The organism is Kocuria palustris (genome assembly GCF_007666205.1).
Lineage (GTDB): Bacteria > Actinomycetota > Actinomycetes > Actinomycetales > Micrococcaceae > Kocuria > Kocuria palustris_A.
The window spans coordinates 313,584-331,964 of record NZ_VDOR01000002.1 but is presented as its reverse complement, the minus strand read 5'-3'; the positions used below and the strand labels follow the sequence as shown (position 1 = coordinate 331,964).

The following is an 18,381-nucleotide window of genomic DNA, read 5'->3' as shown; positions in this document are numbered from 1 at the left end:
CGCCGCGCCCTGCGGCGCGGACCGTCATCCCATGGCAGGCCCCTGCCCGTGCTCTCGGACCTGAGGATAACGTGGATCACTCCGGGAATGAACACTTGTGCGCTATGCGCACACATTCGGGGAGCGGCGGCCCCGGGAGCGGGGCCGGGTCGGCGGGAGGCGGCGCCTCAGGACTGCCAGCCGGTGTAGCAGTCCGCGAAGTAGGCGCGGCCGTGGGGCGAGCCCGTGACGGAGGCGAGCTCGCCGAGCTGGCGGCGGGCGTCGAACGCGGAGTCCTCCGCGCTGGTGTGCATCATGCGCGTCACCCAGTACGAGAAGTTCTGCGCCTTCCACACCCGCTCGAGGGCCGCGGCCGAGTAGGCGACGAGCCCGGACTCGTCGCCGTCGCGCAGCAGGGCGATCAGCGCGGGCGCCAGGACGCGGACGTCGCAGAAGGCGAGGTTCAGGCCCTTGGCCCCGGTGGGCGGCACGGTGTGCCCGGCATCCCCCACGAGCACGAGCGACCCGTGGCGCAGCGGCTCGCACACGTACGACCGGAAGGGCAGGACGGTCTTCTCGAAGATCGGCCCCTCCTGGAGGCGGAAGCCGTCCGGGCCGGACAGGCACTCCTGCAGCCGCGCCCAGATCCGCTCGTCGGTCCAGTCCTCCGGGTCCTCCGACGGGTCGCACTGGAAGTACATGCGCTGCACCGTGTCGGAGCGCTGCGAGATCAGCGCGAAGCCGGCCTCGGAGCGGGTGTAGATCAGCTCGTGGTGGCTCGGAGCGGCCTCGCACAGGATGCCGAACCACGCGAACGGATATTCGGTGAAGTGATCGGTGCGCACCTCCCCCGGGATCGCCTTCCGGCACACCGAGCGGGATCCGTCGGCTCCCACGAGGATCCGCGCCCGGACCTCGCGGGCCGCTCCGTCGGCGCCGGTGAAGCTCACGCGCGGCCGCTCGGTCTCGACGTCGTGGACCGCGACGTCGTCGACCGACCAGAACACCGTGCCGCCGTCGCGATCGGAGGCCTGCTTCAGGTCCCAGAACACCTCGTTCTGCGGGTAGAGCCACACCGAGCGCCCGACGGAGTCCTGGAAGTCGATGTGGTGGCTGCGCCCCTCGAAGCGCAGCGTGGTCCCCTCGTGCTCGTGGCCCTCGCTGAGGACCCGGCCGTCGACGCCCGAGTCCACCAGCATGTCCACGGTCCCCGCCTCGAGGATCCCGGCTCGGTGCGTCGCGCGGATGGTCTCGGGATCGCGCTTCTCGACCACGACGGCCTCGAGCCCCTCCCGGCGCAGCAGATGGGCGAGCATGAGTCCCGCCGGTCCTGCGCCCACGATGGCGACCTGGGTCTCGATCGGCTCCGGGCCGGGGGCTGAGGGCGAGGTCGACGACGGCTGCTGCGGATCCTGGCTCATGGGCTGTCCTCCTGGTGAACGGCAGTGCGCTCAGTGTCCGCCGCACGAGGAGTCCTGCGCCACACTCTGCTCATTCAATGGGATGCGCGGCCTGCTCGACCACGCGGGCGATGCCGTGGGCGGCCGTGTGCAGGGCCTGCACGACCGCGCCGGGGTCGACGGGCGCCAGCGTCCGATCAGCCACGATCCCCAGGCCCGCGATCACCTGCCCCGGGCGCGTCATGACCGGCACCGCGATGCCCGTGCGGTCCGGCTCGAGATTGCCGGTCTGGATCGCGTGGCCCGTGGCGCGGATCTCGGCCAGGACCCGCTCCAGGTCCCGCGGCCCGCCCTGCGGCAGGGTCTCCCCGCGCTGCAGGGCCCTGCGGATCCAGGCCGCCCGCTCGTCCGCCGGCTCGTGGGCCAGCAGCACCAGCCCCGTGGCCGAGCGGTGCAGGGGCAGTCTCTCGGCCACCGCGGAGCTGATGGGCCGGGAGCCGGGGTGCGACACGCGCTGCAGGAACAGGACCTCGTCGCCCTCGAGGCGGCCGAGCTGGACATGCTGCTGCAGGGCGCTCTGCACGTCCTGGAGGAAGGGGGCGGCCGCCGCCGCGAGGGTGGTCTCCGGGGCTGCCCGCGTCGCCAGCTCCCAGAGGCGCGTCCCCACCGCGTAGGTCCCGCCCGGGCTCCGGGCGAGCCATCCGGCCGCGGCGAGATCCGCGCACATCCGGTGGGCGGTCGCCGGCGGCAGGCCGGTCTCGCGGGCCACCTCGGCCGGCGTCATCCTGGGCCGGTCGCGCCCGAACGCTGCCAGCACGCGGTCGATGCGCGCGAGCACGGAGTCTCCCGACGACGAGTTGGCCATGCACGGCATTGTGCCCCGGACGCGGTCCGCACGGGGCGCGGGCGGTGGCCTTGCCGGGGCCTCAGCTCACCCGGAAGGCACGGCTGGTGCCCGAGATCGGGCGGAGGGAGCCCAGGCTCGTCCGTCGGGCTCCCCGGTACACGAATCGGTAGGCTCCGGCCGCCCCCGCCGGCACGGTCCATTCGAGGCTCACGAGCGAGCGCGAGAACTGCCGGTCCTGCCACACGAATCTGGTGTCGAAGTCCTGATCGTCGCGCACCCTGACCCAGCCGCCGCTCTCCTGCCGCTCGAGCGAGAGGAAGGTGTCGCCGCGGCGCACGTCGCTGTTGGGATTCGCGCCCACGAACACGGCGCGGGCCGTCTGCCCGGCGGTCGCGTCCTCGGGCTGGGTCCACACGTCGCCGAAGCCGTGCAGCGGCATGGGCACGTCGGCGCCGCTGGCCCCCTGCAGCGAGCGAAGGGCCGTGCCCGACTCGTCCCGGGGCACGGGGCCCAGGGCGACCTCCGCGTCCGCCGCGACGGCCCTGGCGAGCCCGGCGAGGATCTGGCAGAACGCGGGGGCCGAGTGCTTGCCGAACATCGTGGCGGCCCCCTCGTACTGCTGCGACTCGTACTCCCACGGGGTCGTGACGTAGTGCGTGTAGCCGTTGGAGGTGCCCTGGATGATCACGTCGCGCTCCCGAGCTCCGGCGGCGTCGGCCACCGCACGGCGGTACATCACGCCGGCCGCGGCCGTGACCTCGCCGGGCATCACGGCGATCCACACGGAGCCCAGTCGGATCAGCTGCACGGGGACCTGCTGCTGGACCCAGCCCATGGCCCCGACCGGCAGCAGCGAGGACTTGGGGGCGTGGACGGCGGCCTCGTAGCGGTCGGTGCGGTAGCGCCACGAGCTCAGCGCGGCCGAGAACGGGTTGTTCCACAGCCCCTCCTCGAGGAAGCTCACCCCGCCGCCGTCCTCGGTCGAGCCGGCGCCGAAGGACGTGCCCAGGATGGCCCAGCCCGTGCGCTCCGTGCGGCCGGTGGTGGTGAACTCGGGGCGGACCTCGTAGCCGCGCATGTCGACGTAGACGATGCGGCTGCGCAGCCCGGAGCCCACCGGCTCCCCCGGGCCGGCGAGCTGGGCGCGCACCGCATCCGCCTGGCGGGTGCCGATCCGACGCACGTTCTCGTACGGGTCATCGGTCGGCCCCGTTCCGGGCCGCAGGGCCAGATTGGGGCTGATGTCCCCGGAGTTGGCGTTGGCGAAGGCCGCCAGGAAGACCGGGCGCTGATCGCCGGTCAGGTCCGCCCCGTGGTCCAGGCGCTCGAGCGCGTACTCGGCATAGCCCTTGTTGTCCCCGGAGATCAGCCGGTTCCCATGCGTCAGCGACGTGCTGTGCACCGCGAACCAGTTCACGACGGCGTCGACCGCTCCCCCGCGCTCGAAGCGCAGGGTGGTCGAGGAGGTGTCCAGACCGTCCGGCAGGGCATCGCGCAGGTGCGCGGGATTGCGGCGGAAGGCCTCCATGGAGCGGTTCGCGCCGGCGTTCGACAGCTCGGAGCGGCTCAGCCGCAGGGTCCCCTCGGCGCGGTCCGCATCGGCGGCCAGGATCGCCGCCGTGATGCCCTCGACCTGCGCCTCGAACGAGTCCGCCTGGAAGCCGAGGGTCGTGATGTTGTGCAGCTCGTCGTACCCGGTGCCCCCGGGGGTCTGATGGGTGTGGGTCCCGCCGAGGGCGACCGAGGCCTGCGACCAGCGTCCCGGGGCCCGGGCCTGCAGCCGTCGGATCACCGCCTGCCGCAGCCCGTCGGTGGGGCACAGCAGATCGGCGATCACCAGGGCGAGATGCGCGCCGTCGGCGGGATCCTCGATCACGAAGGCGCGGGCGTGCTGGCGCATGTGGATGCCCTGCCCGAGCTGGGCCGTGTCCCCGTAGCCCATGAAGCCCACCCCGGCGGGCTCGCCGGTGATGTCGCGCACGGCGCGCCCGATGAGGAAGACGCCGTCGCCCTCCTGCCCGGGTGCCGCATGGGCTGCCGGCGCCGCGCCCCCGGAGAGCACCGTCGCCGCAGCCGCCGCTCCGAGGGCTCCGAGGCCCAGCTGACGTCGGGAGGGCCCGTCGGGAAGCGGCGGGTCGGCCGCGGCACCGCCCTCGTGCGGGACCCGCCCTGCGTGGTCGTCGGAGGCGGGGCGGCGGGCGGCGACGGCCTCGGAGGCGCTGCTGTGCTGGGGCATGGCAGCCACGCTAGGACCGGGCCGCGCCGCCAGGCAGAGCTGCGCCGGCGGTGTCCGCCCTTGAGGGGACCCCCGGGGCCCGCCGGGCCGTCATCTGCGGCGCCGCCCGCCCGCCCGGACCCGCTGCGCTCCCCCGCCCTGCCCGGCCGGACGGGCAAGGGCCCCGCTCCGTCGACGGAGCGGGGCCCTTGCGGTGCCGCGGGTCGCCGGACCCGGTCATCCGGGCCCGGCATCCGATCAGCTGGCGCCGAAGTCGTAGTCCTCCAGCGGGATGGCCTGGAACTCGCCGAGCGACGAGTCATCGGCGTAGGAGAAGTCCGAGTACGCGCCGCTGTCCGTGAACAGGGCGGCCTTGGCCTCCTCCGTGGGCTCGACGCTGACATCGTTGTAGCGAGCCAGACCGGTGCCGGCCGGGATCAGCTTGCCGATGATCACGTTCTCCTTCAGGCCCACCAGCGGATCCGACTTGGCCTCCATGGCGGCCTGGGTCAGCACGCGGGTCGTCTCCTGGAAGGAGGCGGCCGACAGCCACGAGTCCGTGGCCAGCGAAGCCTTGGTGATGCCCATCAGCTCGGGGCGGCCGGCGGCAGGGCGCTGCTGCGAGGTCACGGCCTTGCGATTGGCCTCGCGGTAGCGGACGTCGTCGACGAGCTCGCCCGGCAGCAGGTCGGTGTCGCCCGACTCGATGACCGTGTTGCGGCGCAGCATCTGCCGGACGATGACCTCCACGTGCTTGTCGTGGATGCCCACGCCCTGCGAGCGGTAGACGCCCTGGACCTCGTCCACCAGGTGCTTCTGGGCAGCGCGGCGGCCGCGGATGCGCAGGACCTCCTTGGGGTCCACGGCGCCCGCCACGAGCTGCTGCCCGACCTCGACGGACTCGCCGTCGGCCACGAGCAGCTTGGCGCGGCGCAGCACCGGGTACGCGAAGTCCTCGTCCCCGTTGTTCGGGGTGACGACGACGCGCACGCCCTTCTCCGTGTCCTCGATGGTGGCGCGGCCGGCCACCTCCGAGATCGGCGCGACGCCCTTGGGCGTGCGGGCCTCGAAGAGCTCCTGGATGCGCGGCAGGCCCTGGGTGATGTCGCCGTCCGAGGAGGCGACGCCGCCCGTGTGGAACGTGCGCATGGTCAGCTGCGTGCCGGGCTCGCCGATCGACTGCGCGGCGATGATGCCGACGGCCTCGCCGATGTCGACCAGCTTGTTGGTCGCCAGCGAGCGGCCGTAGCAGGCCGCGCACACGCCGACGGCGGAGTCGCAGGTCAGCACCGAGCGGACGCGGACCTGGTCGACCCCGGCGTCGAAGATCGCCCGGATCAGCGCGTCCGAGAGGTCCTGCCCCGCCTGGGCCACGATCTCGCCCTGGGCATCGGCCACGTCCACGGCCAGCACGCGGCCGTGGATCGTGTTCTCCACCTCGGCGTCGAGGATGCGGGTCCCCGTCTCCGAGATCTCGGACACCGGCAGCGTCAGGCCGCGGTCCGTGCCGCAGTCGCCCTCGCGGACGATGACGTCCTGGGAGACGTCCACCAGGCGACGGGTCAGGTAGCCCGAGTTCGCCGTGCGCAGCGCGGTGTCGGCCAGGCCCTTGCGGGCGCCGTGGGTCGCGATGAAGTACTCCAGCACGGTCAGGCCCTCGCGGTACGAGGACTTGATCGGGCGGGGCATGATCTCGCCCTTGGGGTTGGCCACCAGGCCGCGGATGCCCGCGATCTGGCGGACCTGCATCCAGTTGCCTCGAGCGCCCGAGGACACCATCCGGTTGATGTTGTTCAGCCGGCCGAGGTTCTCGCGCATGGCCTCCGCGACCTCGTCGGTCGCCTTGGTCCAGATGTCGATCTGCTCGGTGCGCCGCTCGTCGTCGTCGATCAGGCCCGTCTCGTACTGGGTCTGGATCTTGGCGGCCTGGGCCTCGTAGCCCTCCATGATCCGGGGCTTGGACGGCGGGGTCGCGATGTCGGAGATCGCGACGGTGATGCCGGACCAGGCGGCCCAGTAGAAGCCGGCGTCCTTGAAGTTGTCCAGGGTCTGCGCGACGACGCCCATCGAGTAGTCCTCGGCGAGGTCGTTCACCAGGCGCGACAGGCTCTTCTTGTCGGCGATGCCCTCGAACCACGGGTGCTCGGCGGGCAGCTGCTGGTTGAAGATGACCCGGCCCAGGGTGGTCTCGACCGTGACGGTGTCGCCCTGGCTCCAGCCCTCCGGCGCCTCCCAGCCCTCGGCCGGGACGAAGTCCTCGACCCGGACCTTGATCGGCGCGTTGAGGTGCAGCTTGTGCGCGTCGAAGGCCATGACGGCCTCGGCCACGGACGAGTAGCTCTCGCCCGCCCCGACCTCGTCCTCGCGGACGGTGGTCAGGTGGTACAGGCCGATGATCATGTCCTGCGAGGGCAGGGCGATCGGCTTGCCGTCCGAGGGCTTCAGGATGTTGTTCGACGACAGCATCAGCACGCGCGCCTCGGCCTGGGCCTCGGGCGACAGCGGCAGGTGCACGGCCATCTGGTCGCCGTCGAAGTCGGCGTTGAACGCCGAGCACACGAGCGGGTGCAGCTGGATGGCCTTGCCCTCGACGAGCTGCGGCTCGAAGGCCTGGATGCCCAGTCGGTGCAGCGTCGGAGCGCGGTTGAGCAGCACGGGGTGCTCGGTGATGACCTCCTCGAGGACATCCCACACCTGCGGGCGGAAGCGCTCGACCATGCGCTTGGCCGACTTGATGTTCTGCGCGTGGTTGAGATCGACCAGGCGCTTCATCACGAACGGCTTGAACAGCTCGAGGGCCATCTGCTTGGGCAGGCCGCACTGGTGCATGCGCAGCTGCGGGCCGACCACGATGACCGAGCGGCCCGAGTAGTCCACGCGCTTGCCGAGCAGGTTCTGGCGGAAGCGGCCCTGCTTGCCCTTGAGCATGTCGGACAGCGACTTGAGGGCGCGGTTGCCCGGACCCGTGACCGGACGGCCGCGGCGGCCGTTGTCGAACAGCGAGTCCACGGCCTCCTGGAGCATGCGCTTCTCGTTGTTCACGATGATCTCGGGGGCGCCGAGATCCAGCAGGCGCTTCAGGCGGTTGTTGCGGTTGATCACGCGGCGGTACAGGTCGTTGAGGTCCGAGGTCGCGAACCGGCCGCCGTCGAGCTGGACCATGGGGCGCAGCTCCGGCGGGATGACCGGGACCGCGTCCAGGACCATGCCCAGCGGCGAGTTGTCCGTGCTCAGGAACGCGTTGACGACCTTGAGGCGCTTCAGGGCGCGGGACTTGCGCTGGCCCTTGCCCGTGGCGATGGTCTCGCGCAGCGCCTCGGCCTCGGCGGAGAGGTCGAAGCTCTCGAGGCGCTTCTTGATCGCCTCGGCGCCCATCGAGCCCTCGAAGTACATGCCGAAGCGGTCCTGGAGCTGGCGGTACAGCGCCTCGTCGCCCTCGAGGTCGTTGACCTTCAGGGTCTTGAAGCGCTCCCACACGCGGTCGATCGCGTCGATCTCGCGGTCGGCGCGCTTGCGCACGTTGGCCATCTGGCGGTCGGCGGCATCGCGCAGCTTGCGCTTCTCCGCTGCCTTGCCGCCCTCCTTCTCGACCTCCGCGAGATCGGTCTCGAGATCGCCGGCGATGGCGACGACGTCGGCATCGCGCTGGTCCTCGAGGGCCTTCTTCTCGCGGTCGATCGCGGCCTGGAGGTTCGGCAGGTCCTCGTGGCGGGCCTCCTCGTCGACCTTCGTGATCATGTAGGCCGCGAAGTAGATGACCTTCTCGAGGTCCTTGGGCGCGAGGTCCAGCAGGTACCCCAGGCGCGACGGGACGCCCTTGAAGTACCAGATGTGGGTCACGGGCGCGGCGAGCTCGAGGTGGCCCATGCGCTCGCGGCGCACCTTGGCGCGGGTGACCTCGACGCCGCAGCGCTCGCAGATGATGCCCTTGTAGCGCACGCGCTTGTACTTGCCGCAGTAGCACTCCCAGTCCCGGGTGGGGCCGAAGATCTTCTCGCAGAAGAGCCCGTCCTTCTCCGGCTTGAGCGTGCGGTAGTTGATGGTCTCGGGCTTCTTGACCTCGCCGTAGGACCAGCTGCGGATCTGGTCGGCCGTGGCGAGGCCGATGCGCATGAGGTTGAGCGAAGAATCGTTGGACATGAGGATCCTTGATCCCTTTCTAAGCAGTCTTCGAAAAGAGGGGGCGGTCGACGTCGGAGGTGCTCAGACCTCTTCGACCGAGCTCGGCTCGGAGTGGGACAGGTCGATGCCCAGCTCTTCGGCGGCGCGGAAGACCTCGTCGTCCGCATCGCGCATCTCGACGGTCTGGCCGTCCGCCGAGAGGACCTCGACGTTCAGGCACAGGGACTTCATCTCCTTGATGAGCACCTTGAACGACTCGGGGACCCCCGGCTCCGGGATGTTCTCGCCCTTGACGATCGCCTCGTAGACCTTGACGCGGCCGTGCACGTCGTCGGACTTGACCGTCAGGATCTCCTGCAGCGTGTACGCCGCGCCGTAGGCCTCGAGGGCCCACACCTCCATCTCGCCGAAGCGCTGGCCGCCGAACTGCGCCTTGCCGCCCAGCGGCTGCTGGGTGATCATCGAGTACGGACCCGTGGAGCGGGCGTGGATCTTGTCGTCCACCAGGTGGTGCAGCTTCAGGAGGTACTGGTAGCCCACGGAGATCGGGTCCGGGAACGGCTCGCCGGAGCGGCCGTCGAACAGCTGCGCCTTGCCGGTGTGGTTGATCAGGCGCTCGCCGTCGCGGGTCAGGTTCGAGTGGTCCAGCAGGTCGAAGATCTCGTCCTCGCGGGCGCCGTCGAACACCGGGGTCGCCACGTTCGTGGGGCCGGTCTCCCGAGGGAAGTCCGTCAGGCGGTCCAGCCACTGCGGATCGCCCTCGACCTTCCAGCCCTGCTTGGCCAGCCAGCCGGTGTGGACCTCGAGCACCTGCCCGAGGTTCATGCGCCCGGGCACGCCCAGCGGGTTGAGGATGACGTCGACGGGGGTCCCGTCGGCCAGGAACGGCATGTCCTCGAGCGGCAGGATCTTGGAGATGACGCCCTTGTTGCCGTGGCGCCCGGCGAGCTTGTCGCCGTCCGTGATCTTGCGCTTCTGCGCGACGTAGACGCGCACGACCTGGTTGACGCCCGCCGGCAGGTCGTCGGACTCCTCGTCCCGGTCGAAGACGCGCACGCCGATGACCGTGCCGGACTCGCCGTGCGGCACCTTCAGGGAGGTGTCGCGGACCTCGCGGGACTTCTCGCCGAAGATCGCGCGCAGCAGCCGCTCCTCGGGAGTCAGCTCCGTCTCGCCCTTGGGCGTGACCTTGCCGACCAGGATGTCGCCGGCCTGGACCTCCGCGCCGATGTAGATGATGCCGCGCTCGTCCAGGGACGAGAGCACCTCCTCGGAGACGTTCGGGATGTCCCGGGTGATCTCCTCGGCGCCGAGCTTGGTGTCGCGGGCGTCGATCTCGTGCTCCTCGATGTGGATCGAGGTCAGCACGTCCTCGGAGACCATCCGCTGGGAGAGGATGATCGCGTCCTCGTAGTTGAGGCCCTCCCAGGACATGTAGGCCACGAGCAGGTTCTTGCCCAGGGCCAGCTCGCCGTGATCGGTCGACGGGCCGTCGGCCAGCACGGTGCGCTGCTCGACGCGATCGCCCTCCGAGACCACCACGCGCTGGTTGTACGTGTTGCCCGGGTTGGAGCGCACGAACTTGCCGACCGTGTACTCCTTCTCGGTGCCGTCGTCGTTGGCCACGGTGACGTGGTCGGCGGCGACCTCGGTGACGACGCCGGCCTTGACGGCCAGCACGGAGTCGCCCGCGTCCATGGCGGCGTTGCGCTCCATGCCGGTGCCCACGAGCGGGGCCTCCGACACGAGCAGCGGCACGGCCTGGCGCTGCATGTTGGCGCCCATGAGAGCGCGGTTGGCGTCGTCGTGCTCGAGGTACGGGATCAGGGCGGTCGCGACCGACACCATCTGGCGCGGCGAGACGTCCATGTACTCGACGTCGGAGGGCTCGACCAGCACGGCCTCGCCCGAGCCGTCGGCGGCACGGGCCAGCACGGCGTCCTCGGCGAAGCGCAGGTCGTCCGTCAGCGGCGCGTTGGCCTGCGCGATCGTGGCGCCGCGCTCGTCGTCAGCGGTGAGGTAGACGACCTCGTCGGTGACGACGCCGTCGCGGACCCTGCGGTACGGCGTCTCGATGAAGCCGAACGGGTTGATCCGCGCGTAGGTGGCCAGCGAGCCGATCAGGCCGATGTTCGAGCCCTCGGGGGTCTCGATCGGGCACATGCGGCCGTAGTGCGACGGGTGGACGTCGCGGACCTCCATGCCGGCGCGGTCGCGGGAGAGCCCGCCCGGGCCCAGCGCGGACAGGCGGCGCTTGTGGGTCAGGCCCGCGAGCGGGTTGTTCTGATCCATGAACTGCGACAGCTGCGACGTGCCGAAGAACTCCTTGATCGCCGCGACGACCGGGCGGATGTTGATCAGCGTCTGCGGCGTGATCGCCTCGACGTCCTGCGTGGTCATGCGCTCGCGCACGACGCGCTCCATCCGGGACAGGCCGGTGCGGATCTGGTTCTCGATCAGCTCGCCCACCGCGCGGATGCGGCGGTTGCCGAAGTGGTCGATGTCGTCGATGTCGATGCGGATGTCGCGCTTCTCGCCGTCGCGCACGCCCTCGATGGTCTCGCCCCCGGCATGCAGGGTCACGAGGTAGCGGATCATCGCGACGATGTCGTCGACGGCCAGGACCGACGCGTCGGGGTCGGTGAAGGGCTTGTCGATCCCGAGCTTCCGGTTGAGCTTGTACCGGCCGACCTTCGCCAGGTCGTAGCGCTTCGGGTTGAAGTACATGTTGTCCAGCAGCTGCTGGGCGGCCTCGACCGTGGGCGGCTCGCCCGGACGCAGCTTGCGGTAGATGTCCAGCAGAGCGTCGTCGCGGGTCTCGGTCGCGTCCTTCTCGAGGGTCGCGCGGATCGAGTCGAACTCGCCGAACTCCTCGAGGATCTTGGCCTCGGTCCAGCCCAGGGCCTTGAGCAGGACGGTCACGGACTGCTTGCGCTTGCGGTCCAGGCGCACGCCGACCTGATCGCGCTTGTCGATCTCGAGCTCGAACCACGCGCCGCGGGACGGGATGATCCTGGCCGAGTAGATGTCCTTGTCCGAGGTGCGGTCCTGGCCGCGCTCGAAGTAGGCGCCCGGGGAGCGGACCAGCTGCGAGACGACCACGCGCTCGGTGCCGTTGATCACGAACGTGCCCTTGTCCGTCATGAGCGGGAAGTCGCCCATGAAGACGGTCTGCTGCTTGATCTCGCCGGTCGTGTTGTTCATGAACTCGGCCTTGACGTACAGCGGAGCCGAGTAGGTGGCGTCCCGGTCCTTGCACTCGTCGACCGTGTACTTGGGGTCGTAGAACTCCGGCTCGGTGAAGGACAGGGACATGGTGCCCTGGAAGTCCTCGATCGGGGAGATCTCCTCGAAGATGTCGGACAGGCCCGAGGTGGTGGAGACGCCGGTCTGGCCGGCCTCCTGGGCGACGCGCAGCCGCTCCTGCCACTTCTCGTTGCCGATCAGGCGATCGAAGCTCTCGGTCTGGAGGGCCAGGAGGTTCGGGACCTCCAGCGGCTCGTGGATCTTGGCGAAGGTGACGCGGGGGACGCTGCCTCCTCCTGCCTGGGATGCGGTGACGGACGAATCGGTGCTCGAGGCGACCAAAGTGAGATTCCTTCCACAGATCTGCAGGTGAATCGCGCGGTTCCCGTCCGGAGGACTCGGACCGGCCCGACTGCCGCGACCTCGTTCGCGTCCGGGATGCTCGTGCGGGGCGCAGGGGGCCGTGCGAGGATCGATCCGACGCGGATCGCAGAGTCGTCAGCTCCGGCCGAGGGGCGCCCACCGCTATATGAAGGCACGCAGAACTCAGGGACGACGCAAAGAGACAGGATAGGTCAGCTCCGCGCCGCTTGTCCACCCCCGGAATGGGCAGGGAGGGGCGCAGCCCCGGGGACGGCGAGCGCCCCGTCCGGCCGGAGCCGAACGGGGCGCTGATCGCGGCCGCCCGAGGCGGTCCGCTGCGAGGCGCGGGCCGAGCCCGCGCGGATCACTTGAGGGTGACGGTGGCGCCGGCGCCCTCGAGCTGCTCCTTGGCCTTCTCGGCGTCCTCCTTGGAGGCGCCCTCGAGGACGGGCTTGGGAGCGCCGTCGACGAGCTCCTTGGCCTCCTTCAGGCCGAGGGAGGTCAGCGAGCGCACCTCCTTGATGACGCCGATCTTCTTGTCGCCGGCGGCCTCGAGGATGACGTCGAACTCGGTCTGCTCCTCCTCGGCGGCGGCCTCGCCGCCGGCACCGCCGGCTGCGGGGGCGGCCACGGCGGCCGGGGCCGCAGCGGTGACGTCGAAGGTCTCCTCGAAGGCCTTGACGAACTCGGAGAGCTCGATGAGGGAGAGCTCCTTGAAGGCCTCGATCAGTTCATCGGTGGTCAGCTTCGCCATGATGTGGCTCCTTCTCGTGTCGGTCGTCGTGCCGTGCGATCACGGCACGAGGGATTCGTGGGTCTGGCGTGCGGTTCGGTGACGCTCAGGCGTCGGAGGCGGTGTCCGCGCCGGTCTCCTCGACCTTGGCGCGCAGCGCCTCGGCCGTGCGGACCGTCTTGGACAGCGGCGCCTGGAACAGGGCCGCGGCCTGGGACAGCGAAGCCTGTGCGGCTCCGGCGACCTTGGCCAGCAGGACCTCGCGGGACTCGAGGTCCGCGAGCTTCTTGATGCCGGCCTCGTCGAGGGCGGCGCCGTCCATGTAGCCGCTCTTCACGACGAGCTGCGGGTTCTCCTTGGCGAAGTCGCGCAGGCCCTTGGCGACGGCGACCGCGTCACCGGAGACGAACGCAATCGCGGTGGGGCCCTCGAGCTGCCCCTCGAATGCGTCGATCCCGGCCTCGCGGGCGGCGATGCCGGCCAGCGTGTTCTTCACCACGGCGTACTCGGCGTTCTCGCCGAGCGAGCGGCGCAGCTGCGAGATCTGCGCCACCGAGAGGCCGCGGTACTCGGTCAGCACGGCTGCGGAGGACGACTCGAAGCGCTCCTTCAGCTCGGCCACCGCGGCGTACTTCTCAGGGTTCGCCATGGCACTCCTTCCTGGTGTGCCGGGCGCCTGCCGTGCGGCCCCACGAAGAAGCGCCCCGGCAGATGCCAGGGCGCGAGAGGAAGCCGCGCTCCCGAGGGAGCGCTGCGGTCGATCACGTTCAGGACACCTGCGCTGGACGCCCCTGCGGGCTCTTACGGCGATCCGCTCCGACTGCTTCGAGGTGAAGCAGGCACGACGGATCCGCGACCGGCGGTCTTTGGATGCCCCGAGACTACCCGGCGCCCCGCCGGTTCCGCAAGCGCGGTGCCGGCCCGGGGCGTCCGCGGGATCGGGCCGAGCGCTCAGGCGGCTCCGATCTCCCTCTGCCACACCGCGGAGCGCCCGACGACCCGCGCGCCCAGTCTGCGGTTGACCCAGTTCATGCGCGTGTTCCCGCTGTGCGTCCACACGAAGATCGCCTCGACCTCCGGGGCCGTCCGGGCGATCTGGCGGAGGTTCTCGAGCTTGAGCCGCAGGCCCAGGCGCCGGCCGCGGTGCTCCCGCAGCACGACCGTCTCGTCCTGCAGCCCGGCTCCCCGGTGCGGCTGCGGGATCACCACCTCGGTCATCCCCACGAGCTCCCCGGTGGGGATGTGCTCGACGACCGACATGAGCGACCGATCGCCGTCCTCCCGGCGCAGGGCCTCGGTGCGGCGGACCCGCTGCGCGTCCCAGGGCTCCGGGTCCCAGACCTCCGGGCCCGCGAAGGAGTCCGACGGGATGCGGGCGTGCAGCCGGGCCAGGCTGTCGAGCCAGTGCTCCGGGGCCTCGTCCTGCCAGGCGTGGGTCCGGTAGTCGCCCGCTCCCTGGCTGGCGAGGACCTCGGAGGTGAGCCGGTCGAGCTCCTCCTGCGGAAGCGGCACCGTCAGGCGGCTGACGTCGGAGACGGTGCGCAGATCGTAGCCGGCGCTGCGGGCGAACCGCGTCTGCCGATTGGACAGCGGCAGGCGCCCCGAGCCGTCGGCGGCGGTGATCCAGTCCTCGGGGCGGATCTGCGGGAGGGTCCCGGTGGGCGAGCCGATGCGTCCGTCGCCGCGCAGATCCTCCGGGCCCGGGTGCTCGGTGTGGATCGTGATGACGCGCCGGGCCTCCCCGGCGGCGACCTGCTCGGCGGCCGAGAGCAGCTCGAGTCCCACGCCGCCGGCCTCGGCCTCCGGGTCGACCGTGAGCAGCACGCCGGCGCTGCGCGTGTGGACCACGAGCGGCAGCCGGACCTCGGCCCGGCCCACCAGCCGGTCCTCGAGATACGCGCCGAGCAGGACCACGCGCTCCCACGGGTCGTGGAGGTCCCGGAAGATGTCCTCCGCGGCGTTCGAGAGCTGCCCGGCGCCCCAGATGGCCTCTCGGGAGCGCCGCACGATGTCGGCCACCTCCCCCAGGGTCCGCGCTGCGTCGTCGTCGAAGGCCGCCGGCGTGCGGATCTGCCGGATGCTGAGCGCTGCGGTGGGGAGCACGGGTGCCTTTCGGGGATCGGTCCCGGGCCGGCTGCGGAGCCGAGGACCGTCGGTGCGGCCGTCGGACGCGGAACGGCCGAGGGGCCCAGCCGGCTGCGGCTGGACCCCTCAGGATCGTGCACGTCGCCCCCGGCGGTCAATCGCCGGGGCAACGACCCGTCATCCCGGCTGCGCGCGGCGAGCCGGTGCGGGTCTGCGGGCTCAGGCCTCGGTGGCGACCTCGGTCGCGTTCGGGTCCACCGGGACGCCCGGGCCCCAGGTCGAGGCCACGGTCATCTTGGAGATGTACCGGCCCTTCGAGGACGCCGGCTTGAGGCGCAGGACCTCCTCCAGGGCGGCGCCGAAGTTCTCGGCCAGCGCGTTCTGCTCGAAGGAGGTCTTGCCCACGATGAAGTGGAGGTTGGAGTGCTTGTCGACGCGGAAGTCGATCTTGCCGCCCTTGATGTCGCCGACGGCCTTGGCCACGTCCATGGTCACGGTGCCGGTCTTCGGGTTCGGCATCAGGTTGCGGGGGCCCAGGACCTTGCCCAGGCGGCCGACCTTGCCCATCATGTCGGGCGTCGCCACGGCGGCGTCGAAGTCGACCCAGCCGCCCTGGACCTTGGCGATCAGGTCGTCGGCGCCCACGAAGTCGGCGCCGGCGGCCTCGGCCGCGGCGGCCTTGTCGCCCTGCGCGAAGACGACGACGCGGGCGGTCTTGCCCGTGCCGTTCGGCAGGTTGACGGTGCCGCGGACCATCTGGTCCGCCTTGCGGGGATCGACGCCGAGGCGCATGGCGACCTCGATCGTGGAGTCGGCCTTGGAGCCGTGGATCTCCTTGACCAGGGCGATCGCCTCGGCCGGAGTGTAGAGCCGGTCGCGGTCGATCTTCTCGGCCGCGGCTCGGTACGCCTTGCTGCGCTGTGCCATCTGCTTGCTCTCCTTATGCAGTCGTGGTCATGCGGGCCGCGCTCGGCCCTGCCACGGGATTACGTGGGGTGTCGTGAACCGGCGGGAGCCGGACTCAGAGGACGTCGATGCCCATCGAGCGGGCGGTGCCCGCGATCGCCTTGGCGCCGGCCTCGACGTCGTTGGCGTTCATGTCGGCGGCCTTGGTCTGGGCGATCTCGCGCGCCTGGTCCCAGGTGATCGAGCCGACCTTGTCCGTGTGCGGGACGCCGGAGCCCTTCTGGATGCCGGCGGCCTTCTTGATCAGCTCGGCGGCCGGAGGGGTCTTCGTGACGAAGGTGAACGAGCGGTCCTCATAGACCGTGATCTCGACCGGGATGATGTTGCCGCGCTGGGATTCCGTGGCCGCGTTGTAGGCCTTGCAGAACTCCATGATGTTGACGCCCTGCGCACCGAGCGCGGGGCCGACGGGCGGTGCCGGGTTGGCGGCGCCGGCCTGGATCTGCAGCTTGATCAGACCCGAGACCTTCTTCTTCTTGGGAGCCATGAGCGGTCCTCCTGACGTGATGTGCCGCCGCACAGGAGCGTGCGGCGGTGGGGCGGCCGCCGTGGCGCGGCGGCCGACGGCGCCCGCTGCGGGAAAGCGCGTCCCGCGACGGTGCCGAAGCATGGGGGCGGGCGCAGGGCCCGCCGACGGCCGACGGCGCAGGGCCTCCGGGAGGAGCCCTGCGCCCGGCACGACGATCGACCAGTCTGCCAGACTCCGCGCGAGCGCGGGGTCCGCGACCGGTCGGGATCAGATCTTGGAGACCTGGTCGAACGAGATGGTGACCGGGGTCTCGCGCTCGAAGATCGACACGAGCACGACCAGCTGCTGGGACTCGACCTTGATCTCGGAGATGGTGGCCGGGAGGGTCGCGAAGGCGCCCTCCTTGACGATCACGGACTCGCCGACCTCGAAGTCGACGGTCACGGCCGGGGCCGCCGGGCCCCCGGAGCCGGTCCCCGCGGACGAGGCCGCAGTCTCCTCCGCGGCCGGGGCGGGGGTCTCGAACACCGGGTTGAGCATGTCGACGACCTCGTCGATGCGCAGCGGGTTCGGGTTGTACGCGTCCTGCCCCACGAACCCGGTCACGCCGGGGGTGTGGCGCACCGCGCCCCACGAGGCGTCGGTGAGGTTCATGCGGACCAGGACGTAGCCGGGGATCCGGACGCGGCGCACGGTCTTGCGCTGCGCGTTCTTGATCTCCACGACCTCCTCCATGGGGACCTCGATCTGGAAGATGTCGTCCTCCATGTTCAAGGACTGGATGCGCGTCTCGAGGTTCGTCTTCACCCGGTTCTCGTAGCCGGCGTAGGTGTGGATGACGAACCAGTCGCCCTCCTGCCGACGCAGCTTGGCCGCGAACTCCTTGCGGGGGTCCTCGGCAGGCGCCTCGGCGGCCGGGGCCTGATCGGACTCCTCCGACTCGGCGCCCTCGGCGATCGCGAGATCGGCGTCCTGCACGGACTCCTGCTCAGCGGGCGCCTCGACGCCGTCGGTCTGCCCCGCGGCGCCCTGGGCGGGCGTCGCGTCCTCCGGCGTCGGGTCGACGTCGTTCTCGGCTTCGTGCTGGGTCACTGGGAGTCCTGCTTTCCTCTGCTCTGGGATGGCGTGCGAGGCCTTGCTCGCGGTGCGGTCGTGCGACGGGAGCCCTGCCCCGTCGTCACGGGGGCGCCGGTCGCCCTCGGCGTCGTCAGGCCGCGACGGTGCCCTCGCCGAAGACCAGCAGGGCGAGCTGGCCGAAGCCGAAGTCCAGCACCGAGATCAGGGCCATCATGAAGGCCACGAACACGAGGACGACGAGGGTGTACTGCACGAGCTCGCGACGAGTGGGGGTGTGGACCTTGCGTAGCTCCGCGATGACCTGGCGCAGGAACAGCAGGAGCCTGCCGAACACCCCGTTCGACTTCTGCTCCGGCTCACCGCCCGGCTGGTCGACGGCTGTGCTCTGCGACATCGGATCTCCTCGAGAGGGACTCGCGCATGGTCCGCGCCATCGGATGATGGTCTGCGCTGTTCGCCTCCGCCCTCCCGCGGGCGCCGGGAGCGCCCGGCATCGCACGCGGGAGGGGGACGCGGGCTGCGCAGGGCAGACAGGACTCGAACCTGCAACCTGCGGTTTTGGAGACCGCTGCGCTACCAATTGCGCCACTGCCCTTCGAGCCTGCGGGACTCGCGCCCCGCACGCCGGTCCATGAGCCTACCACCGCCGCTCGCGCACCCGGCCCGGGGGCCGGTGGGCTGCGCAGCGGGCGGCGACGCGCTCGGATGGACACCAGCGGACGATCCTAGTCGAGCCCGCGAGGGTCGGCAAGGGCGATCGCCTTCCTGCCGAGCACGACCCATCGCCCCGCCGGCCGGCGGGGGCCGCTTGCGGCGCACCGGCCGCCGCTGCTCGGGTGCCCGGGCGCTCGGGGCGCACCTCGGAGGACGCCGCAGGGA

At 71.1% G+C, this 18,381-nt stretch carries 12 protein-coding genes and 1 tRNA gene; all 13 read right to left on the bottom strand.

The window, feature by feature from the left end; genetic code table 11:
* Positions 1-167: 167 nt before the first annotated feature.
* The gene (locus FSY66_RS03590; protein ID WP_144791332.1) at positions 168-1,400 is read right to left on the bottom strand and encodes a 4-hydroxybenzoate 3-monooxygenase; all 1,233 of its coding nucleotides are present in this window, start codon (positions 1,398-1,400) and stop codon (positions 168-170) included.
* A gap of 70 nt (positions 1,401-1,470) precedes the next feature.
* The gene (locus tag FSY66_RS13010; protein ID WP_186304384.1) at positions 1,471-2,244 is read right to left on the bottom strand and encodes an IclR family transcriptional regulator; all 774 of its coding nucleotides are present in this window, start codon (positions 2,242-2,244) and stop codon (positions 1,471-1,473) included.
* Between the two features lie 61 nt (positions 2,245-2,305).
* On the bottom strand, positions 2,306-4,462 hold the full coding sequence (locus tag FSY66_RS03580) for a neutral/alkaline non-lysosomal ceramidase N-terminal domain-containing protein (protein WP_144791328.1): 2,157 nt from the start codon (positions 4,460-4,462) through the stop codon (positions 2,306-2,308).
* 237 nt (positions 4,463-4,699) lie between these two features.
* The gene (locus FSY66_RS03575) at positions 4,700-8,581 is read right to left on the bottom strand and encodes a DNA-directed RNA polymerase subunit beta' (RefSeq protein WP_144791326.1); all 3,882 of its coding nucleotides are present in this window, start codon (positions 8,579-8,581) and stop codon (positions 4,700-4,702) included.
* A gap of 63 nt (positions 8,582-8,644) precedes the next feature.
* The gene (gene rpoB, locus FSY66_RS03570; protein WP_144791324.1) at positions 8,645-12,151 is read right to left on the bottom strand and encodes a DNA-directed RNA polymerase subunit beta; all 3,507 of its coding nucleotides are present in this window, start codon (positions 12,149-12,151) and stop codon (positions 8,645-8,647) included.
* Between the two features lie 385 nt (positions 12,152-12,536).
* On the bottom strand, positions 12,537-12,926 hold the full coding sequence (gene rplL, locus FSY66_RS03565; protein WP_144791322.1) for a 50S ribosomal protein L7/L12: 390 nt from the start codon (positions 12,924-12,926) through the stop codon (positions 12,537-12,539).
* 85 nt (positions 12,927-13,011) lie between these two features.
* Positions 13,012-13,554, bottom strand: coding sequence for a 50S ribosomal protein L10 (rplJ, locus tag FSY66_RS03560; RefSeq protein WP_144791320.1), 543 nt, complete (start codon positions 13,552-13,554; stop codon positions 13,012-13,014).
* A gap of 302 nt (positions 13,555-13,856) precedes the next feature.
* Complete coding sequence (locus tag FSY66_RS03555; protein ID WP_144791318.1) at positions 13,857-15,008, bottom strand: GNAT family N-acetyltransferase; 1,152 nt, start codon at positions 15,006-15,008, stop codon at positions 13,857-13,859.
* Between the two features lie 201 nt (positions 15,009-15,209).
* Positions 15,210-15,917: a 50S ribosomal protein L1 gene (rplA, locus tag FSY66_RS03550; RefSeq protein ID WP_144791316.1), complete on the bottom strand. Its 708-nt coding sequence runs from the start codon at positions 15,915-15,917 to the stop codon at positions 15,210-15,212.
* 94 nt (positions 15,918-16,011) lie between these two features.
* Positions 16,012-16,443 (bottom strand): 50S ribosomal protein L11, encoded by a 432-nt coding sequence (gene rplK / locus FSY66_RS03545; RefSeq protein WP_144791314.1) that lies wholly within the window; start codon positions 16,441-16,443, stop codon positions 16,012-16,014.
* Between the two features lie 249 nt (positions 16,444-16,692).
* Positions 16,693-17,517, bottom strand: coding sequence for a transcription termination/antitermination protein NusG (gene nusG, locus FSY66_RS03540; RefSeq protein ID WP_144791312.1), 825 nt, complete (start codon positions 17,515-17,517; stop codon positions 16,693-16,695).
* 115 nt (positions 17,518-17,632) lie between these two features.
* Positions 17,633-17,896: a preprotein translocase subunit SecE gene (gene secE, locus FSY66_RS03535; RefSeq protein WP_144791310.1), complete on the bottom strand. Its 264-nt coding sequence runs from the start codon at positions 17,894-17,896 to the stop codon at positions 17,633-17,635.
* A 128-nt stretch (positions 17,897-18,024) separates the two neighbouring features.
* Positions 18,025-18,097: transfer RNA gene (locus FSY66_RS03530), tRNA-Trp, on the bottom strand.
* Between the last annotated feature and the right edge of the window lie 284 nt (positions 18,098-18,381).

Coding starts and splice junctions, on each gene's coding strand:
- FSY66_RS03575 (WP_144791326.1), bottom strand. CDS start 8,581: ATGTCCAACGATTCTTCGCTCAACCTCATGCGCATCGGCCTCGCCACG.
- FSY66_RS13010 (WP_186304384.1), bottom strand. CDS start 2,244: ATGGCCAACTCGTCGTCGGGAGACTCCGTGCTCGCGCGCATCGACCGC.
- secE (WP_144791310.1), bottom strand. CDS start 17,896: ATGTCGCAGAGCACAGCCGTCGACCAGCCGGGCGGTGAGCCGGAGCAG.
- FSY66_RS03590 (WP_144791332.1), bottom strand. CDS start 1,400: ATGAGCCAGGATCCGCAGCAGCCGTCGTCGACCTCGCCCTCAGCCCCC.
- rplJ (WP_144791320.1), bottom strand. CDS start 13,554: ATGGCGAACCCTGAGAAGTACGCCGCGGTGGCCGAGCTGAAGGAGCGC.
- rplK (WP_144791314.1), bottom strand. CDS start 16,443: ATGGCTCCCAAGAAGAAGAAGGTCTCGGGTCTGATCAAGCTGCAGATC.
- FSY66_RS03580 (WP_144791328.1), bottom strand. CDS start 4,462: ATGCCCCAGCACAGCAGCGCCTCCGAGGCCGTCGCCGCCCGCCGCCCC.
- rplA (WP_144791316.1), bottom strand. CDS start 15,917: ATGGCACAGCGCAGCAAGGCGTACCGAGCCGCGGCCGAGAAGATCGAC.
- rplL (WP_144791322.1), bottom strand. CDS start 12,926: ATGGCGAAGCTGACCACCGATGAACTGATCGAGGCCTTCAAGGAGCTC.